Source organism: Cutibacterium sp. LaCa_286, assembly GCF_057198075.1.
Genome location: NZ_CP191091.1, coordinates 1,398,894 through 1,422,512 on the forward strand (window position 1 = coordinate 1,398,894; position 23,619 = coordinate 1,422,512).

Genomic DNA, 23,619 nt, shown 5'->3' on the forward strand with positions numbered 1-23,619 from the left:
TCATCGAACAACAAAACACACATGCGCCCCGCCGCGGACGCCTCACTCGAACAGGTCGGTACCCACCTCATCGTCCTCACGGTCACGACGCCTACCCCGCGTCATCCACCACGCCACGACACCGGCAGCTACCAGCACACCTGCACCGGCACCCCATGCCCAACCAGGTACCCGACGACGAGCACCATCCGAGGCCGAGGGACCCTGCTGCTCAGAACCCCACACCCGACCATCACCAGGAGACGGCGACACCGCCACCCCGGCCGAAACAGACGGAGACGGTGTGGCAGATGGAGACACCGAGGGCGACGGAGACGCGGACACCGACGGTGTGGCAGACGCAGACGAAGGAGCCGATGGGGAAGGCGTGCGCGCAGCCTTGCCCACCTGCGAGCTCACCCGGCCACCCGCACGAACATCCCGGCGAGCATCATTCCCGTGCCGGACAGCATCACGATGAGCAGCACCGCCATGACCAGCCCCAGCAGAACCATCATGATGCTGGCCAGGATGGGGCCTGGCAGGAGGAGTCGGCCTACGAGTATGTCGCGGCCTGCGCGGATGCGGCCCGTTGCCCGACCCCGGATCCCGCGTGGGACCACCCGTGGAAGCAGAAGGCCGCGGCCGAGGATTCTTCGGCACACACCCATTGACAGTCCCATCCGAGAACTGCGGCGTCAACGTCCACCCCGGACACGGCTGATCCGTCTGCGGATCCCGGTAGGGCTTCGGATGCAACGCCGCCTCACCCAAACACACACGGCTCTTGTTGCCACCACTATGGACATCGGGTTGACAATCGGCCAGTAGGCCGTAGGAGAGATACGCGACCGTCCCCGCCGGAAGATGACCCGCATGGGCGTCTAGGGTGCCAGAAGAAGGGCTGGGGAGGATTCGATTGTTTGACTGTGACGGCCACGGTTCATTGTCCGGTGACTGATCCGGCGGAAACCCACCCGCCAGACTCCCCCTGGCATCCGGACGAATCCACACCAGATCAGCAAAATCATAGACATTCTGTTCATAAGACGTATGACGTTTCCACCTGATGTTCCTGACCGCTCTCACGCCCAAGATCTGAGACGTCCCTTCATTGTCGATGTTTGCGCCTGGGGCCATCCCCTTAGGGGCTACATAATCATCAGAGGTCAAGCTGTCTATCCCCACCGACTCGACAACACTGCCGTAGTGCAGATAGTTGCTGACTTTAGGGTCATAGGTCCACAATCCCTGATGGCAGCGCACAATCCAACCATCAGCAGCAGTAGGACCAAACTCCTTGGTATGCGCCGCCGTCAACCAGCCACGAAGCGACTCCGAAACACGGGAATAGTCAATGACGACCGAGAACCCCTTCTCACCACTGCGGCACCACCCATCCCGCCACGTACCCGGGAGCAGTCCCGAGAGGGAATCGCCCTGGGTCTGCCTGCCCCCATCACCCACAACCCGATTACCGTCAGGCCCCGCCACCGCCGACTGCGGCACCACGCCACACACCACACCGGCCACCAACACCACAACAGCCGACGCCAACGCCCACCAGCGCCGCCGATTCATCAAGCTTCCCATGCCAACAACTCAAATCCACCAGCCCCGTGACCGAAGAAGAATGAACCGTGTGGGGGAGGGTAGTGGGACTACCCTCCCCCACACGCATCCGGTCACAGATGACCTGGACCATCACCGATCAGTGGACCTGCATCGTCTTGGCCTGATTGGCACCCACATTGTCATAGGACTGCAGACCACGCAGCGCCGGAACCACCTGCGTCGTCGCCATCATCTTCCCCGCGGGAGTCTTCACAGGCGTCGTGAACGAGCCGTCGGACTGCTGCTGACTCACGAGCCACTTCTGCCCGGCCACAGCCTGCGCCTTGTGACCCGCATCACCAGCACGATCCAGACCAGCAGCCACCCACGCGGTGGTGTTCACACTCGCATCCTGCCCCTTCGGGCCCCAGGCATCATCCTGCTTGTCGGCATCGAGACGCTTGACAAGACTCGTGACAGCCTTCTGCTTGTCCGGGGACTCCACATGCGACAGAGCCGTGAGCATGAGACCATCGGTATCCGGGTCATCCCACTTGGGAGTCGTGGACGCATAATCGGTGACCGACTTGAGCAGGTTCTGCGGGATGGGTTTGCCCAACCGCTCCAGGGCAATCATGTCCAACGCCTGATTCGTCGCATACTGACTGAAATCTTTGGCGGTGACTACCGGTGCGGCATAGTCAACTCCGCCATAGGTGGTCGACTCACCAAGAGCCAACAAGGTGATCGTCACCTTCGCACACCCACCCACATTCGCGTCAGTGCAGTAACTCTGCCCCTGAGCCTTGATGGTGTCCTTGACCTTGGCGACGGTAGGCGAATCCTTCCTGCCAGCCGCCACCAACGCCAGAGCCCCATCCAACTGCGGACCCAACTTGCCCTTGGTCAGATCGGCACTGTGCTTATCGATGTAACCAGCCGCCTGCTGGGCTTGGGAGGCATAGTCGGCGGGCCCAGACGCCTGAGCTGCCTGGGCAGGGGCCGCCGTCACCCCCACTGCGCCTACCATCAGTGCGGCAGCCACCACCGGGCCCACCACACGCTTGCACGTCGTCGTTGCTTCTACTGCCATGTCGCTCCTCCTCGGGAAGCACGTCCCGAAAGGGGTCGCGGGCAGCACAGGCGTAGCAAGCGTCGGTGACGATCCGTAACCCCAGACGGAACAGGAAACCAATCCCCGTTGGTGATCTGGTACTCCGACTTCCACACACCAGATGTGGTCACGGTTGCGGGACAGCGTCGGATTCCCACCGACTTCCCCACATCACCCGGGCATCAACCCACCCATTGGGCTGACAGAGAAAAAGATACACCCGTCCCGACAGATGCCATACCCACCCCCCAAAACGCTCACAAAACGCTCATCGACACAGGCATCCACCACGGGAGTCGGGCTTGTGAGCATCCGCCTCGCGAGATCAGTGGGAGGGCTCGTCCCCCGATGAAGTCCTCTCCCCCTCCTCCGGCGGCTGCCATGCCAGGCCCAGGGGGTGCGCCGGGTGCAGGGCCGCGTCGTCCTCGGGAATCGACCGCACCCTGCCGATCGGGCTGCCGCGGTGCTCGAACCGGCACGTGACGACGCCGTGGCCCGATCCCCACACCCAGCCGCGGCCGTACTCGTCGTGAACCACGTCGGCGCCCGGCGGCCACCGTCTGCCGTCGAAGGATCGCCGCCGCCCGAACGGCCCTGGCTGGATCAGTGGGACGCCCTCGCTGACCACGGGGTCGTCACGCAGCTGGCCCTCACCGTCCAGGTCGAACAGCTCCTCCTGGGCCGAGGTGGTGAAGTTCGACACCCCGACGCCCAGCAGTCGCACTCCCTCGCGCAGGTCGAGGGAGTCGAGCATGCGCACCGCCAGGCGGGCGATCCGCTCCGGTGAGTCGGTGGACCCGCTCAACGTCACCGACCGCGACCACACCGTGAAGTCGGCCATCTTCGCCTTGAGCGTCACGGTGCGGGCGAAATGGCCGGATCGCTTCAACCGGCCACACACCAGCCCGGCGTGCCGCTCTACGATTTCCCGGCACTCCCGGCGATCGGTGAGGTCGTGTTCGAAGGTGTCCTCCACCGAGATGGACTTGGCGATCCGGCTGACGCTCACCGGGCGATCGTCCTGAGCCCGTGCCAGGGCGAACAGGCTCGCCCCGGCGGCCTGACCCAACTCGTGCACCAGCTCCGCCCGACGGGCGGCCCGGACGTCACCGATGGTGCGAAACCCGAGTGTCTCCAAACGTTCTGCGGTCACCGGTCCGACGCCGGGAATGGCCCGTGCCGGTAGGGGTGCGATGGTCTCGGCCTCGGTTCCGGGAGCGACCAAGGCGACCTGATCGGCATGCCCCCGCGACGGTTTGGCCATCTCGGAGGCCACCTTGGCCATGAACTTGCTCGATCCGATCCCCACCGAGCAGCTCAGCCCCTCGGTGCGCTCGGCCACCCTGGCCCGCAGCTCGGTAGCCATCTGGCGCAGGGCGTCGAGGTCGTCAACGGGCACTGCCCCCGCTTCCAGATCGACGAAGGCCTCGTCCAGGCTGAGGGGTTCGACCAGCGGGGAGAGCTCCCGCAAGGTTGCCATGACGACCCTGCTCGACTCCCGGTAGGCCTCGAAGCGCCCGGACAGGAACGCGGCGTGCGGTGCCAGCCGACGGGCCTGTGCCCCCGCCATCGCGGAGTGGACCCCGAACACCCGGGCCTCGTAGGAGGCCGTCGCCACCACTCCCCGGCCGCCGACCCCGCCGACGATGACCGGTTTGCCGCGCAGGGAGGGCTTGTCGCGCTGCTCCACCGAGGCGAAGAAGGCGTCCATGTCCAGATGGAGGATCGACGCCGTCGGCCTCACGACGTCACGCGGCGGTAACCGACGAAGTCGAATCCGTCACGGGGTTCACGCCGGGTCTCGGCCCACACCGCGGGATCGATGGTCGGGAACCGCGCCGACCCCTCAGGGCTGCGATGCACCTCGGTGATGTCGAGCTCGTCGCACAGGTCGAGGGCATCGGCGTAGATCTGGCCGCCACCGGCGATGTAGCAGATCGTCTCACCGGCGTCCCGGGCCATCTCGACGGCCTCACGCGGGCTGGCGGCGGCGTCCACTCCGTCGGCCGACCACTGCCGGTCGTGGGTGCAGATGATGTGGCGACGCCCCGGCAACCTCCCGACCTGCTCGAAGGTGCGCCTGCCGAACACCAGGGTGTGACCCATCGTCACCTCCTTGAAACGGCGGAAGTCCGCGCTGATGTGCCACAGCATGTCCTGTCCGGAGCCGATGACGCCGTTGTCGGCGACGGCAGCGATGGCGACGACCTTCATGGAATCCTCCTGACGAGCCGGTCAGACGGCGATCGGGGCGGGAATGGCCGGGTAGGGGTCGTACCCCGTGAGCTTGATGTCGGAGAGCTCGAACCCGTCGATCTCACGCACCTGCGGGTTGACGGTGAGCTGCGGTGAACTGCGGGGCTGGTGCTGCAACTGCTCGTGAACCTGATCGAGGTGGTTGAGGTAGAGGTGGGCGTCACCCAGGGTGTGGACGAACCGCAGCGGCTTGAGACCGGTCACCGAGGCGACCAGGTGGGTGAGCAGGGCATAGGAGGCGATGTTGAAGGGCACCCCCAGGAAGGTGTCGCCGGAGCGCTGGTAGAGCTGGCAGCTCAGCCAGGTGGGCTCCCCCTGCTCGTCTGGGGTGACGTAGAACTGGAACAGGGTGTGACACGGTGGCAGGGCCATCTGGTCGACCTCGGCCACGTTCCACGCCGAGACGATGTGCCGACGCGACCACGGGTTGGTGCGGATCTGCTCGATGACCCGGGCGATCTGGTCGATCGCCTCGCCATCGGTGTCGGGCCAGGAACGCCACTGGTGGCCGTAGACCGGGCCGAGGTCGCCGTCCTCGTCGGCCCACTCGTCCCAGATGTGGATGTTGTTCTCGTGCAGCCAGCCGATGTTGGTGTCCCCGCGCAGGAACCACAACAGTTCCCCGAAGACGCTGCGGGTGTAGATCTTCTTCGTCGTCACCAGCGGGAAACCCTCGCGCAGGTCGAAGGTCATCTGGTGGCCGAAGACGCTGAGGGTGCCGGTGCCGGTACGGTCGGGGCGATGCACCCCCTCGGTGAGGATGCGCTGCAGGAGGTCGAGGTACACCTGCATCTCAGTGGCCTTCCAGGTGGGCGACGACGGCCGGGACGATGGCTCGCACCGCCTGGCCACGATGGCTGATGGCGTCCTTGTCCTCGGCGGTCATCTCGGCACTGGTGAGGTTGCCGGGCTGCGCGTCGGGAACGAACATCGGGTCGTAGCCGAACCCATTGGCTCCTCTGGCCTCGGGGATGATCCGCCCCTCCATGGTGGCGACCTTGGTGATCTCGGTGCCATCAGGGTCCACGAACGCCATCGCGCACACGAACCGACCACGACGACGCTCGGGGGCAAGGTCGAAGGTCTGCTCAAGCAGCAGTCGAAGGTTGCGCTCGTCGGTGGCCTGCGGCCCCGACCAGCGTGCCGAACGGATGCCCGGCATCCGATTGAGGGCATCGACCTCGAGGCCGGAGTCGTCGGCCAGGGCCGGCAGACCGGTGTCACGGGCGGCGGCGCGCGCCTTGATGAGGGCGTTCTCGACGAAGGTGGTGCCGGTCTCGGCGGGAGCCGGGGCGTCGCTCACCTCCGACAGACCGACGACCTCGACCGGGGTGCCGGTCGACTCGAAGGTGCGACGCAGCTCGACCAGCTTCCTGGGGTTGTTGGAGGCCAACACGATACGGCTCACAGACTCACCCCCAGGGCCTCGGACTGGACCTGTTTGAGGGTGGCACAACCACCAGCGGCGAGGTCGAGCAGTTGGTTGAGCAGATCACGGTTGAACGGAGCTCCCTCGGCGGTGCCCTGGATCTCGACGAAGTCGCCGGTACCGCTCATGACGACATTCATGTCGGTGTCGGCTCGGGAGTCCTCCTCGTAGGCGAGATCGAGCATCGGGGTGCCACCGACGACTCCCACCGAGATGGCCTGCACCGATCCGGTGATGGGTTCCCCGGCCAGACTGCCGCGCTCCCGCAGCCAGTTCACGGCATCGACCAGGGCGACGTAGGCGCCGGTGATCGAGGCGGTGCGGGTGCCGCCATCGGCCTGCAACACGTCGCAGTCGAGGATGATGGTGTTCTCACCCAGCGCCTTGTCGTCGACGACGGCGCGCAGGGACCGTCCGACCAGCCGGGAGATCTCGTGGGTGCGCCCGCCGACCTTGCCCTTGCGGGACTCCCGAGCGGAGCGCTCGTTGGTGGCGCGCGGCAGCATCTCGTACTCCGCCGTCACCCAGCCCAGACCCGATCCCTTGCGCCAGCGCGGCACACCCTCGGTGACCGACGCATTGCACAGTACGGTGGTGCGACCGAAACTCACCAGCACCGATCCCTCGGCCTGACAGAGCCAGTTGCGCTTGATGGTGACGTCTCGCAACTGGTCAAGTGACCGTCCATCGACTCGGGGAGCGGCGTCTGCATTCTGGGGGTTGTGGTTCTGCGGCTCATTCACGCACACCACCTTAACCGACCAGGTGAGACAGTTTTTCGTGGGCGATGGACGCCGAGGCGTCTGACGTCCCATCCGGATCACTGCGACGTCATGGCCCGGCACCCTCACGATCCGGTGCACCCCGCGGCGTGGAACGCGAGGCACGCAGATTGCAGCAGTGGAGAAGGACGAGTGCTCAGCCCTGCCTGCGCGCCACGTCAACCCTCCCTGCGCACCACGGTGCGATCCCCGAGAACCGTTTCCACCCCGACATTGCGCACGTCGTGGACGAATCCCGACATGAGCCGTCGTCCCAGCCGCTCGAATCGTTCGGCATTGCCGGTGGTGAGGAAGTACCTGTTCGCCTCGCGCGGCTTCGAGTGCAGGATCTGCTCCTGCCGAGCCCGGGCGTAACAGGCCCGAGCGCACTCCTCGGAGCTCGAGATGAGGGTCACCTCGTCACCCAGGATGTAGGAGATGAGCCCGGCGAGCAGCGGGTAGTGGGTGCAGCCCAGGATGAGCGTGTCGCAACCCGCGGCCTGGATCGAGGCCAGGTAGCTTCGGGCCACCTGTTCGAGTTCTGGCCCCGAGGTCACCCCGTCCTCGACGAACTCGACGAATCTGGGGCAGGCCTGGGTGGTCACCGTGATGTCCGGCACCGCCGCCAAGGCGTCGTCGTAGGCCTGGGAGCGAGCCGTGGCCTCGGTGCAGATGACCCCGATCCTCCCGTTGCGGGTGGCCTGTGAGGCACGTCGGGCCGCTGGGGTGATGACGTCGATGACTGGTACGTCATAGCGCTCCCGAGCATCACGCAGCACCGCCGAGGAAGCCGTGTTGCAGGCGATGAGCAGGGCCTTCACACCGTGACCGACGAGTCGGTCCAGGCACTGCAGGGCGTACTCGCGCACCTGGGCAATCCTCTTCTCCCCATAGGGGGCTCGAGAGGTGTCGCCCAGGTAGACGATGTCCTCGTTGGGGACGAGGTCGACGACTGCCCGGGCCACCGTCAGGCCACCGAATCCGGAGTCGAAGATGCCGATGGGTGCAGTCACGAGTTCGGCCGGTGCGTCGCCGCCAGTCGCCTCGGTGCCTGCGCCACTGCGTACCTCACGGGCATGGTTCGTTGCAGCCCTCACCTCGGAATTCGTCACGAGCAGAGCCTATCGCCGACCTCGAGAAAAATTTTTGTCATGTTTTCCTCACAAAAATCCACCCCGGGGTGGCATGTAAGCCTTACCTAAGTTATTGTGATCATCACCGGGAGGGCCCCGGCTTCGTTCAGGAGGAGAACACGATGGTCGCACAGGTACTCGAGACGCCGATCACTCCGATCGACACACCTGCCCAACCGACGAAGGTCGTGCCGCTGAGCAGCCTGCGTCCCGGTGAGCACGGGACGATCTGCGCCATGGATGGATCCTGCGATCCAGCCATCTGCCACCGTCTGCAGCTGCTCGGATTCGGCACCGGACGCACCATCTCCAAGACGCGTCAGGCACCGATGGGTGGTCCGATGGTGTTCCAGGTGTGTCACGTCAACATGTGTCTGCGCCGCGCGCAGGCCGACATGATCATGGTCGAGGTCGACAGCGACCAGACCTGCGATCTCACCTGACCTGTCTCGGCCCACCTCGAGCCGACGGCGTCGACTGCGACACGACGCCCGAGCCCGCAGCACGCACCACCCGCGTGTCAATGTCATGACACGACGACCGCGTGCATCACTCGTCGCCTTTTCCCATTCACCTGCCGTGAGGCACCGACCGTGGATTCACCATGCCCCAAACAGAAATGACCTGCCACTCACCTGCCACCGAGCAAGCCCCCGACGGTGCCACCCGCATCGCCCTCATCGGCTCGCCCAACGGCGGGAAGACCTCCATCTTCAACCAGCTCACCGGTCTGCACGCCAAGACCGGCAACTATCCCGGCGTGACGGTCTCACGCAGCGAAGGCGTCGCCAGGATCCACGACCACACCTTCGCCATCGAGGATCTGCCCGGCACCTACTCCCTGAGCCCCATCTCCCCCGACGAGCAGGTCGTCGTGGACGTCCTGGAAGGCCGAATGGACCAGGTGAGCGCCCCGGACGCCCTTGTCGTCGTCGCCGACGCCACTGCCCTGCGCCGCTCCCTGCTGCTGCTCGCCGAGGTGCTGCCCCGTCACCTGCCGACCGCCGTCGTCGTCACCATGACCGACGAGCTGCGCCGCCGTCAGGGATCCCTCGACGTGACAGCCCTCAGCCAGGCTCTCGGTGTGCCGGTGGTTGCCGTCGTCGCCAACCGAGGCATCGGCATCGGCGAGCTGCGCAACCTGCTGACGACTTGGCACGACTGGGATCGTCCACCACTCGACCCCCCGAGCAGGTCCTCCGAACTGGCCGGGTGGGTGGACTCCGTGCTCGACACCGCTGGTTACGAGGACCCCGACCCGGACTCTCGCACCGAGCGCATCGACAAGGTGCTGCTGCACCCGGTGTGGGGCACGATCGTCTTCTTCGCCGTGATGTTCCTGTTCTTCCAGGCCCTGTTCGCCTGGGCCGCACCGCTGCAGGACGCCGTGGAAGGATTCTTCGACTGGCTCGCCTCCCTGGTGGGCGAGCATGTCGGCAACCCGATCCTGGCCAGTCTGCTGGGCGACGGCATCCTCGGTGGCGTCGGGGCGGTACTCACCTTCGTGCCGCAGATCCTGCTCATGTACCTTCTGCTGGCCCTGCTGGACGCGGTGGGCTACATGTCGCGTGCCGCATTCCTCATGGACAAGGTCATGAGCCGAGCCGGGCTGGAGGGGCGGGCCTTCGTCGCCATGCTCTCCTCGTTCGCCTGCGCCATCCCGGGCATCATGGCCACCCGAACGATCCCGTCGGCCAAGGACCGCATCGCCACGATGCTCAGCGCTCCCCTGGCCACCTGTTCGGCACGTCTGCCGGTGTACGTCCTGCTCGTGGGCATCCTCGTGCCTGCCGGGTCGAGCCTGGGGCCGGTGAGTGTGCGTGGCCTGGTGCTGTTCGGCATGTATCTGCTCGGTGCCCTCTCGGCGATGCTTGCCGCCCGAGTCGTGAAGAAGATCACCGACCGCTCCGGCACCCTGCTGCCGTTCTACATGGAGATGCCGCCGTACCGCATCCCCACCCCGCGTTCGGTGGGCATGGCGATGTGGGAGCCCACCAAGGCCTTCCTGCGCAAGGCCGGGACGATCATCATGGGGGCAACCATCGTCATCTGGGCACTGACGACCTTCCCGCTGCGCAGTGACGCCGAGATGACGGCTGCCGGGATCGATCCGAGTGACGAGGTGGCTGCCACCGCGTACAACATGGAACACTCCGCCGCAGCCAAGGTCGGCAAGGCCATCGAGCCGGTCTTCGCCCCACAGGGCTTCGACTGGCGCGTCAACATCTCCCTCATCGGATCGATGGCAGCTCGCGAGGTCGCCGTGTCCACCCTGGGTCAGGTCGCCTCGGCCTCCGATCCCGAGGACGACGTCTCGGTGAGCGAGTCGGTGCAGAAGTGGACCTACACCGACGGCCCACACCAAGGTGAGAAGGTCTTCACGCCCGACACGACGATCGCCATGCTCATCTTCTTCGCCTTCGCCCTGCAGTGCGTCGCCACGATCGGCATTCTCAAACGCGAGTCCGGGAGCTGGAAGTGGCCCGCCATCGCCTTCGGGTACATGTTCGTGCTGGCATGGGTGGGATCGTCACTGGCCGCCATCATCACCCGAGTGGTCATGTGATGGCCGAGCAGGTCGTCGCCATCCACCCCGAGTCCACCCCGGATCCGAAGACCCTGCGCTGGGTGGTCTCGCACCGCAGACTGCCATTCGTGGGGACGGTGAGCTCGGCTCCCGGACTGGACGAGCTCACCGGGGTGGTGCAGAAGGTCACGGCACGCACCGACTCGCTGCTCGTCACCCTGGCGGCGGGACGCTCCTGGCAGCAGGACGGGTCGGCGGTGCGGTCGGCGCTGGGGCGGGCCCTGTCCGAGACCACCAGGTGGCAGGGTGGTGACGACTCCCGGGAACTCGACGACGATGCCGCCCTGGCCATGTTCGCCACCGAACTCATCGACGGACCGATCGGGGAGATTGCCCGGGCGCATGGCGGGTCCATCGAGCTCGTGTCGGCGAACAAGGGTGTGGTGTCGGTACGCATGAGCGGGGCCTGCCGGGGCTGTCCGGCGGCTGCCATCACCATGCACCAGCGTCTCGAACATCAACTGAGACGCCGGTTCCCCGATCTGCGGGAGGTCGTCGAGGTGGGCGGACCAGTCGCGGCACGTCCGCTGCCACTCTCGTTGGCACCCGGACGGATCAACCACGACTGACGGCACCATCTGATCTCCTGAAGCAGAACAGCTGGAACCCAGGTCAACGGGGCGCAGATCACACTGATACACATACGCTGGAGCGCGACATGCCGGGACCCGGGCTGAGATTCGAGAATGGGGGCCCTGGCCGTGGAACCTGAGAATCTCAGCCGTCCTGCTGCAACATCTCGACGAGGAACTCGGTGACGTAGCCCAGCCACTCGTAGACCCCGTACTGGGGAGCGAGGATTCCCTGCGCCGCCGATTCCTCAACCATGCTGGCGCTGGTCTCGTCAACGATGCCCAGCCACTGGGCGATCCCCACCCGGGCGGTGGAAAAGGTACGTACCCAGCGCAGCAGGACCTCGTCGTTGATCTTGAGGGGGCCGTCCGCCAGGGCACGCAGGTCCCGCTGGACGGCGTCGAGATCGGCGAGGTGTTCGTTGCGCAGCTCATCGTCATGACGTCGGTGGAAACGTTCGTTCCGTTCCGGATCGTCGGGAAAGGCGTCCTGATGGAGACCTCCGATGGCACGGCCCTCAGCCTGTGTCATTTGCCGTTCCCACAACTGGAACGGATCGTCCGGGTCTGCCGGGTCGTCCAGACCCTCGCCGCCACGCACCTCGCCGGGTCGTGCACCCCCGTGCACGGAATCATTGACGTGTGCCGGATCATCCGGGAGCAGACTGCCCGGCCCCATGAACCCACCGGACCCCATCAATTCACCAGGTCCCATCAATTCATCAGGCCACGTGAGATCGTTGAGCTCCATGACGGAGCCGGACGTCGAGTCATCCGACCCGAGCAGAATCGCACGGAAACCGTCCACAGCCAGATTCAGCACGTGGTTCTCCTCGGGTTCGAGCCAGAGCAACCACGTGTGACCAAACCGTCGTTGTGCCTTCACCGATTCACTCCCCGTTGCTCATCGTTGCGCGCAGCCCATAGCGATGCATGGCGACGACGTCGGCCTCCATCTTCTCCCTCGTGCCGCGCGAGACCACCGCTCGCCCCTCGTGATGAACGGCGAGCATGAGCTGGTCAGCCTTGTCACGGCTGTACCCGAAATGGCGCATGAAGACCATGGTGACGTAGCTCATGAGGTTGACCGGGTCGTCCCACACGATCGTCACCCATTCATGGTCCCGCTCGGGGCCATGCTGGGGCTGTTGCCGTACTCGAATGCTGGGAAAGGCCAGGGGCATGCCCCCATTGTCCCCCAATGACGAACCCGGACGCGAACCATCGTCGGGAAACTCACATTGCCTGCCCAACTTTCACATGGTGCATCCCCCGTCTCGGGGATGAGCACGTTGCTAGTCGTGCCTCCAAGATGGATATGACAGAGACCTGATCTCTCCCCACCAGACCAAGATATTGTTATTGTCGATACGTATGTGTCATACTTACTTATGTGAACATGGACGACGCTCAAAAGTTCCGATGTCAACTCATGTCCCTCCACCGGCGATTGCGCCGCCAACATCCGCAGGAGCGCCCCCTCAACGATCTACTCGTGCTGGGAGCCATCGACCGGTTGGGTGCATCGGCTGCTCCCAAAGCCATCGCCGTCGATCTACACATGCAACGCACCAACGTTGCCACCTATCTCGGGAGACTCGAACGTGACGGTCTCGTCTCACGCCACATCGACCCGGATGATCATCGTCGCAGTCGAATCCAGCTGACCGACGCCGGACAGAAAGTCCTCATGCAAGACCGTGGACTGCGCGACTCATGGCTCGTCCACACAGCTGCAGCCATCCTCACGGAAGAAGAAATCGCAGTGCTCACACAATCAGGAACGCTGATGGAAAAGCTCGCAACTGCCAGCGATGACCATGACACGTGCCAGGTCCAGTCATGACCAACACAGCACTCATCGGGCTTGACTACATCGTCGACATCATGGGCGACAACGGCACAATCGCCAGCAGCTTCGCTGAAGCCAGACGACGGGACGTCATTGCCCATTTCAACGTCGCAAAGGCCGTCGCCGACGACAGAGACTGGCTGACCATCCTCATCAAAGTTGGTTTCGAACCCGGCTACCACGACCAGCCGAAGAACTCACCGATCTTCGGCACGGCCGACCAATTCGGCGCGCTGGATCTCTCAGGTCCCGGTACAGATTTCCATCCCGACCTCGATGTCACCGGGCACGAGGTAGTGCTCACCAAGCCCCGTATCTCCGGGTTCTTCAATACTAGGTTGCAAAGTGTGTTGGACGCCAGCAATATCGACCGGCTGGTGATCGCTGGAGTTTCGACAACGTGGGCCGTTCAGGCAACTGCACGCGACGCTCACGACAGGGACTTTGCTACCGTCATCGTCGAGGACGCATGCGCCGCCTCCACCGAGGAGAGCCACGAGCAGAGCATCACCATGCTCAAGTCCATCGCGATGGTCGTGAAGTCCACCTCCCTCACCATGCTGTGAGCATGAGCGCACTCGCACACGGAGTCCTGTCCACTTACCGGGGTAAAGAGCCGAACGCGCACTACAACGCCGGTCTGGGATTCCTGACATCGATATGTGTGGGTGGCCCGCTGGCCATCGGGCAGTTGTCCAACCGTCAGGTAGATGGCGGCACAGCCGCCTTGGCCGCGTGGTTCATTGCTCTCATGGTCACTCCCCGCACCGCAGGACGACGTGCATTTGAGCTCGGCAGACGAGTGCTCATCACGACCGCAGCAACTGCGCTTGGAGCCATCATCGGTGACAACATGTGGGGCGCGTCTGCGGTGCTGGCCGTGCTGGCCCTGCTCATCCCCGTCCCCGGAATGACCATCACACCACTCATCTGCCTCATCATGGGGCAGCGCACTCCACCCGGCATGTCGTCTGCCGAACACGTCATCGCATTTGCCGCTGGGGCAGCGTGGGCGTTCCTCGTTCTCATGCATCCCGCATCAGCCGTGCCATCTCGAAAAAACACTCCTACCATCTACCAACGATCAGTGCGCGAGGTCATTCTGGGGCATTTGCTGACACCCGGTGCGAAACGGAACTATGCCACTCAAGTTGCCGTAGTCATCCCTATCCTCAACATCGTGCTGACGACATGTCACTGGCCACACGCAGGTTGGGTACTGATCGGCGTCCTCACGACCCTGCGGCCCAGCTGGACTGCCATTCATGCCCGAGTCATCAAGCGCAGCATCGGCATGGCGGGCGGAAGCCTCATGACTGCACTGGCACTCTGGATCACCCATATATCCTCAACATGGGTGGCTATCGTCATCATGACTGTCCTCGCCGCACTCGCCCGCCCCTTCCGACAGTTCAACTATGGCTACTGGCCGATCTTCGGCACTCCCGTGCTACTGCTTCTCGTCAATTTGTCCGAAGCATTGGAAATCAGCGATTGCGTGTGGAGGCTGTGCAACAACCTACTCGGCGCAGCATGCACCCTCGCCACGGTCTCCTTGCTGTGGCCTCACCCCGAACAACAACACCGTCTGCATCGACCCAACTCCTGAGGAGTCTACGTGTCTGGCCCACTATCCGACTTGACTGTCCTCGATGTATCCACTCTTTTTGCTGGGCCAATGGCGGCCCGAATGTTCGCCGATTACGGCGCCACTGTCACAAAGCTCGAGCATCCCAAGGGCGACCCGCTGCGCAACTTCGGACCCGCCCCAAAAGCTGGCGACTCTTACGCCTAGAACGTCATCAACCACAGTAAACACCGTGCCGAGTGATCCATTGGACCATTGGTGCACACAGTCAGGATTTATGCCCTGCATCCTGCATCCCCACCCCACGTACCGACTAGTCTGACGGCATGTCCACCTCTCTGCTCACCGACCACTACGAACTGACGATGGTCGAGGCCGCAATGCGCTCGGGCACGGCCTTTCGCCGCTGTGTCTTCGAACTCTTCCCGCGCCAGCTGCCACCCGGCCGACGCTACGGTGTCGTCGCCGGTACCGGGCGTGCCCTGGAGGCCCTCGCCGCCTTCCACTTCGACCCGGACGAGGTGGATTTCCTCACCCGCACCGGAGTGGTTGGCGCCCAGATGGCCGACTGGCTCAAGGACTACCACTTCTCCGGCTCCATCAGCGGATATGCCGAGGGAGACCTCTACTTCCCCGGTTCACCACTGCTCACCGTCGAGGGCACCTTCGCCGAGGCGTGCCTGTTGGAGACCCTGCTGCTGTCCATCTACAACCACGACTCCGCAGTCGCCTCGGCGGCGTCCCGCATGACGCTCATGGCCGAAGGACGCCCGATCATCGAGATGGGGTCGCGCCGCACCCACGAGGAGTCTGCCGTGGCAGCGGCTCGGGCCGCCTGGATCGCTGGTTTCGGGCCCACCTCCAACCTGGCTGCCGGATACCGCTACGGGGTGCCCACCTCCGGCACCGCGGCACACGCCTTCACCCTGTTGCACGACAACGAGTCCGACGCCTTCACCGCCCAGCTGGCCGCCTACGGGCGCGACACGACCCTGCTGGTGGACACCTACGACATCGAGGCGGGTGTGCGCGAGGCGGTGCGGCTCACCGACGGTGAGCTCGGTGCGGTGCGCATCGACTCCGGGGACCTCACCATCGTCGCCCGACAGGTACGCGACCTGCTCGACGACCTGGGCGCGACGTCGACTCGGGTCATCGTCACCTCCGACCTCGACGAGTGGCAGATCGCCGCGCTGCGCGGTGCCCCAGTGGACGGCTACGGGGTCGGCACCTCGGTGGTCACCGGATCGGGCGAACCGACCTGTTCGTTCGTCTACAAGATGGTGGCACGAGCCACCGACGAGAACCCCGACTCACCGCTGGTGCCGGTGGCCAAGAAGTCGGCCCACAAGTCGACGGTGGGAGGCCGCAAGTACGCGGTACGTCGTCGCGACGACGAGGGAATCGCCCAGGCGGAGGTCGTCGGCGTCGACACGCCGGTCGCCACCGCCGGGTTGGATCGTGACCTGCTCGTCGACCTCGTGAGGGACGGGCAGATCGTCGGTGCCGAACCGTTGGCCAGGGCACGGGAACGTCACCGTCGGTCCATCGAGGAACTGCCCATGTCCGGTCGACGCATCTCGCGTGGTGAACAGGCCATCCCCACCGTCATGGTGCATGGCGAAGGCCCGGATGCCGTACTGGGCGCATCGTTGGAGTGATCGACCATCAAGCCACCGGCCAGACTGGTCACAACCGGCAAAAATCCCTGATTGCAGGCCCATTCGCTTGAGAATTGCATTTTGGGTTGATTAGGCTCTCAGACAGAGGAGCAAGTCCTACAACGGTTCGGCCACCCCGGTCGACCACCTCCAAGTCATCAGACGTTCTAGGAGATCACATGACCAAGTCCGAGCTCATCAAGGCCATCGCGAAGAAGTCCTCACTCACCGAGGCTCAGACCAACGACGTCGTCAAGGCCCTCACCGATGTCATCACCGAGGCCCTTGCCTCCGGTGACAAGGTCCAGCTGCCCGGCCTGTTCACCGCCGAGGCCGTCGAGCGTCCCGCCCGCAACGGTCGCAACCCGCGCACCGGCGAGGCCATGACCATCCCGGCCCACCGGGCCGTGAAGATCTCGGCGTCCAGCACCTTGAAGAAGGCCGTCGCCGAGTGATCTGAGCTCGACACCAGGGCTGCCCGATGGGCTGGGCCCAACGCAGGGCTGCCCCTCGTCGGGCAGCCCTTCTTGTCTGCGCCACACCTGCCGCGTCCGGCACACCTCATCTGGGCCATACCGGTGAGCGATGGCGCTCATTACCGAACGCCCCTCCTCACCCAGATCGAGCCGGCCATGTCCCGCGGCTCCCGGCCGGCTGAGGGGTTTTCAGCCGCGTAGCACCTTGGCCATGCGGGCCACTCGATCACTGGAGTAGAGATCCTCCAGGTACACCGGCTCACCATCCGGCCCCGACAGGGGCACCCGCCAATTGGGGTACTCGTCCTCGGTGCCCGGAAGGTTCTGGGTGCGCGGGTCCCCCACGGCATCGGTGAGGGTCGCATTGATGACCTTCGACGGGGTACGGGTGATCAGGGTGTGCATGGCGAGAGTCACCTGTTCCGGATCGTCCTCATCGGCTTCCAGGACGCCCTGCTGTCTGAGACTGGCAAGCCACGTCTCGCGCTCTCGCCGTGCATTCTCACGCTCCTCGTCCACCGACTCGGTGAGCAGCCCCAGCCGGTCGCGCAGCTCGACGTGGTCACCGCGCAGATAACTGCTCGTGGGTGGCAGGTCGTGGGAGGTCACCGAGCTCATGGCATGTTCCCGCCACTGCTGCGGCTGCCTGGGACGACCGTCCGGGCCGGTCTCGAACCACATGATCGACGTCCCCAGGATCCCCCGGGAAGCGAGGTGGTCCCGCACCCAAGGCTCGACCGTTCCCAGGTCCTCACCGATGACCAGTGCACCGGCGCGGTACGCCTCCAGGGCCACGACGCCCACCATGGCCTCATGGTTGTACCGTACGTAGGCTCCTTGGCGTGGGCCCAGCCCCTTGGGCACCCACCACAGACGGAACAGCCCCATGATGTGGTCGATGCGGACTCCGCCGGCGTGACGCAGGGCGCTCGAGACCATCTCACGCAGTGGCGCGTAGGCCATCTGCTCCAGCACGTCCGGACGCATTGGCGGTTGCCCCCAGTCCTGGCCGGCCTGGTTGAACGGGTCCGGTGGGGCTCCGACGTTCATCTCACGGGCGAACAGTCCGTTGAGCATCCATGCGTCGGCACCCGATCCGTTGACCCCGACGGCAAGGTCACAGATGAGCCCGACCGGCATGCCGGCATCCGTGCCGGACGACTGGGCCGTCGAGAGCTGCTGGTCGGCGATCCATTGCAACCACATGTGAAAGTCGATCCGGTCGGCATGTTCGCGGCGCACCCGAGCCACGGCAACCCCATGGGGATCGTGCAGCTCGGCAGGCCAGTCGTGCCAGTCGGAACCATGCAACTCGGAGAGCAGGCACCATGTGGCGAAGTCCTCCAGACGTCGTCCCCGAGCCACCCGGAACGCGGTGAAGGCCATCCGGCGCGACGCAGACATGTCGACGCGGTGGATGAGCTCCAGGGCCTGCGACTTGGCCTGCCAGGTGCGATCGCGATCCAGCAGGGCCTGGGGATCGTCGTCAAGGGTCGTCGTGCGCAGCGACTCGATGAGGGAGGCGTCGTACTGGTCGAGGTCGTGGTACTCGGCGATGAGTTCGGGGCGGATGTAGATCGGGTTGACGAACAACCGGCTGCTGGGCAGGTACGGTGAGGGCTCCATCCGTCCGGTCACCTCGGCGGCATGCAACGGATTGGTGAGCAGGTATCCAGCCCCCTGGCTTGCCGACCACGTGCACAGATCGGCCAGGTCGGTGAGATCACCCAGCCCCCACGAGTGGTGGGACCGTACCGAGTACAGCTGCGCGGCATATCCCCACACGCGAGACGCACCCATGCGACGAGGCAGTCCCACCCGGTTGGGGGTGACGATGATGGTGGAGGTGGCCGTCGCGTGGATCTCGCCGCCCGCCTCGGCATGACCATCGGTGTCGTGCGAGCCGACCGTGACGATGAGTTCGTGGTAGCCCAGTGGCAGGTTTCCCGGAATGCCGAAGGTGGCTTCGCCGATCATCCGACCGTCGATCGGACGATCCGGGTTCCAGTTGTCCACCTGCCAGGGCAGGTGGTCGTTGCCGTCCTCACCGACGATTCGCAGGCTCACTGGCGCACCGGCCGGCACATGGACGTCGACCCGACCCTCCTGCCCCGCACGCAGGACGACACAGGGCTGCACGATGCGTCGCCAGTGGTCATCACGCACCCGTTGCGCCGCCGCACGCGCACGCTCCGGGGTGGACGCGTCGACGCCGAACTCGGCGAGGATGGCAATGACGGTCTGCTCACCGACCTGTGTGTGTCGTCCCTTCCAGTCGTAGAACTGTGTCGAGATGCCGAATCGATCGGCGAGTTCACCGAGCGCGGGATCTGACAGGGCCATGACGTTTTCTCCTCGGGTCGGTCGGTGGTGGGGTGCGGGCTCTTCCCAGCAGGTGGCGGGACCGCGAAACCTCCGGGACTGGGTCAATGGTTCGGGTCGTCCTGCCGCGGCACCGTGATGACCTGGGTACCGGCGATGAGGTCGTGCAGGGTCTGGCGACGTCGCTGGAACAGCGGCATGAGGTAGCTGATTGGCGTGAGGACGATGAGGAACTGGTTGAACGTCTCCACCAGTGACCACCCCAGCGCTCGAGCCAGTGCACGCAGCACCGGTAGTCGTCGATGGGAACGCCCCTGACCGTTGGGGATGACTCTCATACGCATGACGAGCTGACCGACCGACGCTGCACAGGCCGAGAGCATGATGAACTGGTACACCGCTTGGGCAATGACGTATGCGGTGATCAAGGTCGTCATGGGATCGATGAAGTGGAATTGACTGGCGATCTGCTGCGGATTCAGCGTGGGAGTCTTCCCGGCAGCCACCTGGTCGTTGGCCCACTGCATGAATCTGGCGTACTCGTGGGCGGCATCGGTGACCTCATGGTTGAGACTCGCCATGACGACCACGGCGATGATGACGAAGTCGATGATCGTGGCCGCCACCCTGCGCCACCACCCGGCGAGCTCGAACCCGTCCTCGGTGCTCCCCCACCTGCTGGGACGGGGATCGGGGCGAGATGACGGCACCTGCTGCTGGGCAGGTGTGGGCTGACCGTCCTGGACGCGCCTGGGTGCCGCTGGTTGCAGGGCGGCCAGTGACTCCGGCATCGTCGAGGGCTGTGGTTCTGGTGCATCACGCAGGTTGCGCGTCCACGACGTGCCGTCCCAGTATCGCTCCCCCGGGCCACCCGCTGGATCGGGGTACCACCCCATCGGGGGCAGGTTCGCCTGGCCCGACGAGGATGCCGAGGAGGATCCACCGCTCTGAGCTCGGCCGGTGCTGTCGTCGTCGGCACGTCGATGGGACGCTCCGGTGCTGAATCGGTCATTGCTCACCCCACCACTATCCCACGGAAAACTGGATGATCCACGATCCCAGGACAGCTCATGGCGAGGTTCGGTGGTGGTTTCGCCACTGCCTTATCATGGGGGCATGAGTACCCAACTGGCACCCGGTTCCCAGAGCGCAGTCGAGGAGAAGACCCAGCCGAGCTTCGAGGACGGTGACGCAGAGCGCTTCTCGCACTACGTCCCCAAGGCCAAACTCACCGATGCCATCGTCAACGGCACACCGGTCGTCGCCCTGTGTGGCAAGGTGTGGGTACCCAGCCGCAACCCGGACAAGTTCCCGGTCTGCCCGGACTGCAAAGAGATCTGGGAGTCGATGAACCCTGGGAACTGAGTCCTGGGGAACTGGGCCCTTGAGAACTGGACACCGTCCCGATTCCGATGCGCAGGGCCGTTCCGATGCGCAGGGGCCAGCGCACGACACCATCAACGTACAGTACGGATCGGCGTGCAGCACGGCCTGCCAACCCCGACTGAACAGGCCGGTCGTCCCACTGTGTCAGATGGTGTCGTGTGAGGTCAGATGGCGTCGCCTGAGGCCAAGTAGCGCAGTGCCAGGTCGTACCCGGCGATTCCCAGCCCGGTGATGGTACCGGTGACGTAGGCCGACACGACGCTGTGGTGTCGGAACTCCTCGCGCCTCGCCGTGTTGCTCAGATGCACCTCGATGACCGGGGCCTCCACCTGTGCCACGGCATCGGCAATGGCGATGTTGTAGTGGCTCCACGCCGCCGGATTGATGACGACCGGGATCCTCCGATCGGCGGCCTCGTGGAGCCACCCGATCATCTGCGCCTCCGAGTCGGTCTGGCGCACCACCACGTCCAGCCCGAGCCGGTCTGCAGTGTGCTGCACATGGTCGACGAGTTCGTCATGGCTCATCGACCCGTAGATCTCAGGTTGACGCCGGCCGAGCCGGCCAAGATTGGGGCCGTTGAGCACCCAGACCATTCTGCTCACAGCTGCACCACGTCGTCGAGACGGCCCAGCCCCAACGCCACATATGCTGCCATGTAGCGTCCCTGCATGAGCAGGGTGACGTATGTGCGGACCGGATCGGAGTCCTCGTCCACCCCGAGTGGAAGGTCGATGGCGTGCACCGGCACGTCAAACCGTTGTGCGACCTCCTCCAGGCCGGCACGGCGTGGATCCGGGACGTGGTCGTCCATGACCAACAGCACCGGACGTTGTTGCGGACCGTCCACCTCGGGATCGCTGAACGGATCGCGTGGATCGGACGAGCAGATCACCGGGAGCAGCTCGGCGGCGTCGGCACACAGGGCAGGCTCCCCAGTGGCCCTTCGGAGCGCCTCGGCAACGCGTCGTGCCGATCGGGCCGCCAAAACGGATCCACCCCACAGCAGTGGTGTGGCGTCGGCCATGGCACAGGCCAGCTCCTTGGCACGGTTGAAGGGCATCTCCCGGAACGGGGAGGACTCCTCCGCAATCATGTCGGCGGCTCGCCCCACCTGGTTCGGGTCGGTCTGGGGCCCCAACCCGAGACGTCCCAGCACGGCCAGAACGGCGACAGCAGCAGCCAACGGATCATCACCGCAAACCGGCACCCGGACACTTGCCCCGCCTGCCGTGCGCCAGGCTGGGGAATCCTCCGCAGTCGCCACCAGGATGGCAGCTCCACGTCTGGCTGCCTCTCTCACGGCACCAACAGTGTACGAGGGCTCGACGAGAGACGCAGCTCCATCCCACGGAACTTCCTGCTGATCGACACCGACGACGAGATCCAAGGGCCCCACCCAGGCGGGCAGGTGAGGCAGGGACCACGCAACGATCGGAACCGGGCACAGCGGTTCGAGCACGGCACGGATGAAGCGTGCCTCCGCACCCACGACGAGCACGCCACGCGGAGTACCGATGTGCTCCACGGCAGAGCCAACACCATCGATCTGAGCACCGACCCGACGGATTCGTGCTCCTTCACCGGCCAGACGGCGTAGCAGACTCTCGGCCCCGGCCGAGAGATCACGTGACTCGAGTCGCGAGTCGTCAAAGATCGCCTTCACCAACGCCTCACTCAGCACGAATCGAACTGATGCGGGTGGTCTCGTCGTCCTCCCCGGTCTCCGGACGACGAGCAGCGTCGATACGCAGGTCCGGGACACCGTCATGCACCTCGAAGGCCAGTCCGCAGGAAGGTGAGGAGCAGACCAGTTCACCACTGTCGTAGTCGAGGGCGAAGGTGGAATGGCACGAGGGGCAGGCCACCACCTCGAGGAACTGGGGAGCCAGGTCAAGGGCCTCAGGCGTCTGGGGAATCTGGGTGGGCTGAGTGGTCTTGGCGGACCGGAGCATCGTCGTCACCTCTCGAGAGCTGTTGCGCTGCACTCACGTTAGCGCACGGAGTCGGGATCGGCGATGACTGCGAGGTGACCTCGCCGCCCCAGGACGGTCACACCAGCCATGTCAGGCACCGCTGCGTGGGAATCCGCCGTTGCCGCGCCGTCGGTGGGGGCAACCTCGTCATCGAGCATGCCGATCTCGCGCACGGCTCGGGCCAGGGCCATGATGTCGTCGGGTTCGTGCTCATCCGCGGTGCCGTCCACACCGGGAAGACGAATGAGTTCCCACCCCTTGGGGACCGTGAGTTCACCACTGTGTTCGCTGCACAGGTCGTAACCGCCCGGATGCTGCTCCGGGGACAGCGGGCCCAGGACTGCCGAGGACTCGGCATAGACATAGGTCAGGGTGGCCACTGCTCGCCGCCGACATCCACTTCGCACACACAGTCTCACGATGGTTGAGGCTACGCCGGTGCCGCGGGACAGCTCGGAGGACTGGCCGAGGGGTGCGAGGTTCGGCTCGCCGAGTCCGCTGTGGACGGCTGTGGTGACCTATCGTTGTCCGCATGAGCACCCGACGAGATCGTCACGGCCGTGGGCCACGCGGGCCAGTCGTCCTACCGCGGGAACATGGTGGGGTGACCAGGCGTCTGCGCCCCACCCGCAACGAGTTCTTCCAGCTGTGCGTTGCCCAATCGGCACAGCGCATCCTCGACAACTGCCCCGGCGTGCTCAGTCAGGTGATCATTGGGATCGAGGACGTCCCGGGCTCCACCGAATGGACCCAAGGGCGCGTCCCCCTGGCCAGTGCGCAGGACCCGGACGGACGTTCCCCGGCCAAGGTCGTGCTCTACCGTCGTCCGCTGGAACTGCGCGCCGCCACCCGCCCGGGGCTGGCGATCCTCGTGCACCGCACCCTCGTGGAGCAGTTGTCGGCACTCACCGGCTTTCCGGTCTCGGTCATCGATCCCCATGAGGATGGCATGATCTGAGGTCCACCAGACACG

26 protein-coding genes are annotated in these 23,619 nt (G+C 65.0%); 11 read left to right on the forward strand and 15 right to left on the reverse strand.

What is annotated here, in order from left to right:
* Nucleotides 1-1,690: 1,690 nt before the first annotated feature.
* From ACP8JZ_RS06035 to murI, 7 genes are all read right to left on the reverse strand, one after another.
* Complete coding sequence (locus tag ACP8JZ_RS06035) at nucleotides 1,691-2,626, reverse strand: prenyltransferase/squalene oxidase repeat-containing protein (RefSeq protein ID WP_484482244.1); 936 nt, start codon at nucleotides 2,624-2,626, stop codon at nucleotides 1,691-1,693.
* Nucleotides 2,627-2,972: 346 nt separating this feature from the next.
* Nucleotides 2,973-4,391 carry a DNA polymerase IV gene (locus ACP8JZ_RS06040; protein ID WP_484482245.1) on the reverse strand — a complete coding sequence of 473 codons (1,419 nt, stop codon included), beginning with the start codon at nucleotides 4,389-4,391 and terminating at the stop codon, nucleotides 2,973-2,975.
* Complete coding sequence (locus ACP8JZ_RS06045) at nucleotides 4,388-4,861, reverse strand: dihydrofolate reductase (RefSeq protein ID WP_434285896.1); 474 nt, start codon at nucleotides 4,859-4,861, stop codon at nucleotides 4,388-4,390. The genes ACP8JZ_RS06040 and ACP8JZ_RS06045 overlap by 4 nt, the downstream gene beginning before the upstream one ends.
* Before the next feature lie 21 nt (nucleotides 4,862-4,882).
* Nucleotides 4,883-5,695: a thymidylate synthase gene (locus tag ACP8JZ_RS06050; protein WP_484482246.1), complete on the reverse strand. Its 813-nt coding sequence runs from the start codon at nucleotides 5,693-5,695 to the stop codon at nucleotides 4,883-4,885.
* 1 nt (nucleotide 5,696) lies between these two features.
* Nucleotides 5,697-6,311 (reverse strand): RdgB/HAM1 family non-canonical purine NTP pyrophosphatase, encoded by a 615-nt coding sequence (gene rdgB, locus ACP8JZ_RS06055; RefSeq protein WP_484482247.1) that lies wholly within the window; start codon nucleotides 6,309-6,311, stop codon nucleotides 5,697-5,699.
* Entirely contained in the window at nucleotides 6,308-7,075 is a 768-nt protein-coding gene (gene rph, locus ACP8JZ_RS06060; RefSeq protein WP_484482248.1) for a ribonuclease PH, read from the reverse strand. Before rph ends, rdgB begins: the two co-directional genes overlap by 4 nt.
* Before the next feature lie 197 nt (nucleotides 7,076-7,272).
* Entirely contained in the window at nucleotides 7,273-8,106 is an 834-nt protein-coding gene (murI, locus tag ACP8JZ_RS06065) for a glutamate racemase (protein ID WP_484482815.1), read from the reverse strand.
* A gap of 242 nt (nucleotides 8,107-8,348) precedes the next feature.
* Between murI and ACP8JZ_RS06070 the strand changes: the two genes are divergently transcribed.
* From ACP8JZ_RS06070 to ACP8JZ_RS06080, 3 genes are all read left to right on the forward strand, one after another.
* Nucleotides 8,349-8,669 carry a FeoA family protein gene (locus tag ACP8JZ_RS06070; RefSeq protein ID WP_023034128.1) on the forward strand — a complete coding sequence of 107 codons (321 nt, stop codon included), beginning with the start codon at nucleotides 8,349-8,351 and terminating at the stop codon, nucleotides 8,667-8,669.
* Nucleotides 8,670-8,905: 236 nt separating this feature from the next.
* Nucleotides 8,906-10,792, forward strand: a complete 1,887-nt coding sequence (feoB, locus tag ACP8JZ_RS06075; RefSeq protein WP_484482816.1) for a ferrous iron transport protein B — start codon at nucleotides 8,906-8,908, stop codon at nucleotides 10,790-10,792.
* Nucleotides 10,792-11,382 carry a NifU family protein gene (locus ACP8JZ_RS06080; protein ID WP_484482249.1) on the forward strand — a complete coding sequence of 197 codons (591 nt, stop codon included), beginning with the start codon at nucleotides 10,792-10,794 and terminating at the stop codon, nucleotides 11,380-11,382. Before feoB ends, ACP8JZ_RS06080 begins: the two co-directional genes overlap by 1 nt.
* 148 nt (nucleotides 11,383-11,530) lie before the next feature.
* Here ACP8JZ_RS06080 and ACP8JZ_RS06085 read toward each other — a convergent pair whose 3' ends face one another.
* Both ACP8JZ_RS06085 and clpS read right to left on the reverse strand, forming a co-directional pair.
* A complete protein-coding gene (locus ACP8JZ_RS06085) occupies nucleotides 11,531-12,271 on the reverse strand; it encodes a DUF2017 family protein (protein ID WP_484482250.1) in 741 nt (246 codons plus the stop codon).
* 4 nt (nucleotides 12,272-12,275) lie between these two features.
* Complete coding sequence (clpS, locus tag ACP8JZ_RS06090) at nucleotides 12,276-12,569, reverse strand: ATP-dependent Clp protease adapter ClpS (protein WP_286318790.1); 294 nt, start codon at nucleotides 12,567-12,569, stop codon at nucleotides 12,276-12,278.
* 248 nt (nucleotides 12,570-12,817) lie between these two features.
* On the opposite strand from clpS, the gene ACP8JZ_RS06095 reads away from it, so the two are divergent.
* The 6 genes from ACP8JZ_RS06095 to ACP8JZ_RS06120 all read left to right on the forward strand — a co-directional run bounded on the left by ACP8JZ_RS06095 (nucleotide 12,818) and on the right by ACP8JZ_RS06120 (nucleotide 16,941).
* Nucleotides 12,818-13,231, forward strand: a complete 414-nt coding sequence (locus ACP8JZ_RS06095) for a MarR family winged helix-turn-helix transcriptional regulator (RefSeq protein WP_023034133.1) — start codon at nucleotides 12,818-12,820, stop codon at nucleotides 13,229-13,231.
* Nucleotides 13,228-13,803 (forward strand): cysteine hydrolase family protein, encoded by a 576-nt coding sequence (locus ACP8JZ_RS06100; RefSeq protein ID WP_286318794.1) that lies wholly within the window; start codon nucleotides 13,228-13,230, stop codon nucleotides 13,801-13,803. The genes ACP8JZ_RS06095 and ACP8JZ_RS06100 overlap by 4 nt, the downstream gene beginning before the upstream one ends.
* 2 nt (nucleotides 13,804-13,805) lie before the next feature.
* A complete protein-coding gene (locus ACP8JZ_RS06105) occupies nucleotides 13,806-14,846 on the forward strand; it encodes an FUSC family protein (RefSeq protein ID WP_323459498.1) in 1,041 nt (346 codons plus the stop codon).
* A 9-nt stretch (nucleotides 14,847-14,855) separates the two neighbouring features.
* Nucleotides 14,856-15,032 carry a CoA transferase gene (locus tag ACP8JZ_RS06110; protein WP_023034136.1) on the forward strand — a complete coding sequence of 59 codons (177 nt, stop codon included), beginning with the start codon at nucleotides 14,856-14,858 and terminating at the stop codon, nucleotides 15,030-15,032.
* A gap of 119 nt (nucleotides 15,033-15,151) precedes the next feature.
* Nucleotides 15,152-16,486: a nicotinate phosphoribosyltransferase gene (locus tag ACP8JZ_RS06115; RefSeq protein ID WP_484482251.1), complete on the forward strand. Its 1,335-nt coding sequence runs from the start codon at nucleotides 15,152-15,154 to the stop codon at nucleotides 16,484-16,486.
* A gap of 179 nt (nucleotides 16,487-16,665) precedes the next feature.
* Nucleotides 16,666-16,941, forward strand: a complete 276-nt coding sequence (locus ACP8JZ_RS06120) for an HU family DNA-binding protein (RefSeq protein ID WP_023034138.1) — start codon at nucleotides 16,666-16,668, stop codon at nucleotides 16,939-16,941.
* 210 nt (nucleotides 16,942-17,151) lie between these two features.
* Here the strand turns inward: ACP8JZ_RS06120 and malQ are convergent, their stop codons facing one another.
* On the reverse strand, nucleotides 17,152-19,305 hold the full coding sequence (gene malQ, locus ACP8JZ_RS06125; protein ID WP_484482252.1) for a 4-alpha-glucanotransferase: 2,154 nt from the start codon (nucleotides 19,303-19,305) through the stop codon (nucleotides 17,152-17,154).
* Between the two features lie 83 nt (nucleotides 19,306-19,388).
* A complete protein-coding gene (locus ACP8JZ_RS06130) occupies nucleotides 19,389-20,303 on the reverse strand; it encodes an RDD family protein (protein WP_306516763.1) in 915 nt (304 codons plus the stop codon).
* 97 nt (nucleotides 20,304-20,400) lie between these two features.
* On the opposite strand from ACP8JZ_RS06130, the gene ACP8JZ_RS06135 reads away from it, so the two are divergent.
* Complete coding sequence (locus ACP8JZ_RS06135) at nucleotides 20,401-20,649, forward strand: DUF3039 domain-containing protein (RefSeq protein WP_021105670.1); 249 nt, start codon at nucleotides 20,401-20,403, stop codon at nucleotides 20,647-20,649.
* Nucleotides 20,650-20,834: 185 nt separating this feature from the next.
* On the opposite strand, the gene aroQ is transcribed toward ACP8JZ_RS06135, so the two are convergent.
* From aroQ to ACP8JZ_RS06155, 4 genes are read right to left on the reverse strand one after another with little or no spacing between them, the layout of a single operon-like run.
* Nucleotides 20,835-21,275 carry a type II 3-dehydroquinate dehydratase gene (aroQ, locus tag ACP8JZ_RS06140; RefSeq protein WP_306516765.1) on the reverse strand — a complete coding sequence of 147 codons (441 nt, stop codon included), beginning with the start codon at nucleotides 21,273-21,275 and terminating at the stop codon, nucleotides 20,835-20,837.
* A complete protein-coding gene (locus tag ACP8JZ_RS06145) occupies nucleotides 21,272-22,336 on the reverse strand; it encodes a phosphoheptose isomerase family protein (protein ID WP_484482253.1) in 1,065 nt (354 codons plus the stop codon). Before ACP8JZ_RS06145 ends, aroQ begins: the two co-directional genes overlap by 4 nt.
* A gap of 7 nt (nucleotides 22,337-22,343) precedes the next feature.
* Nucleotides 22,344-22,625, reverse strand: coding sequence for a Trm112 family protein (locus ACP8JZ_RS06150; protein ID WP_306516768.1), 282 nt, complete (start codon nucleotides 22,623-22,625; stop codon nucleotides 22,344-22,346).
* A gap of 38 nt (nucleotides 22,626-22,663) precedes the next feature.
* Nucleotides 22,664-23,065, reverse strand: coding sequence for a DUF3499 domain-containing protein (locus tag ACP8JZ_RS06155; RefSeq protein WP_484482254.1), 402 nt, complete (start codon nucleotides 23,063-23,065; stop codon nucleotides 22,664-22,666).
* Nucleotides 23,066-23,178: 113 nt separating this feature from the next.
* Here ACP8JZ_RS06155 and ACP8JZ_RS06160 point away from each other — a divergent pair, with 113 nt between their 5' ends.
* A complete protein-coding gene (locus ACP8JZ_RS06160; RefSeq protein WP_277101244.1) occupies nucleotides 23,179-23,604 on the forward strand; it encodes a metallopeptidase family protein in 426 nt (141 codons plus the stop codon).
* Nucleotides 23,605-23,619: the final 15 nt, after the last annotated feature.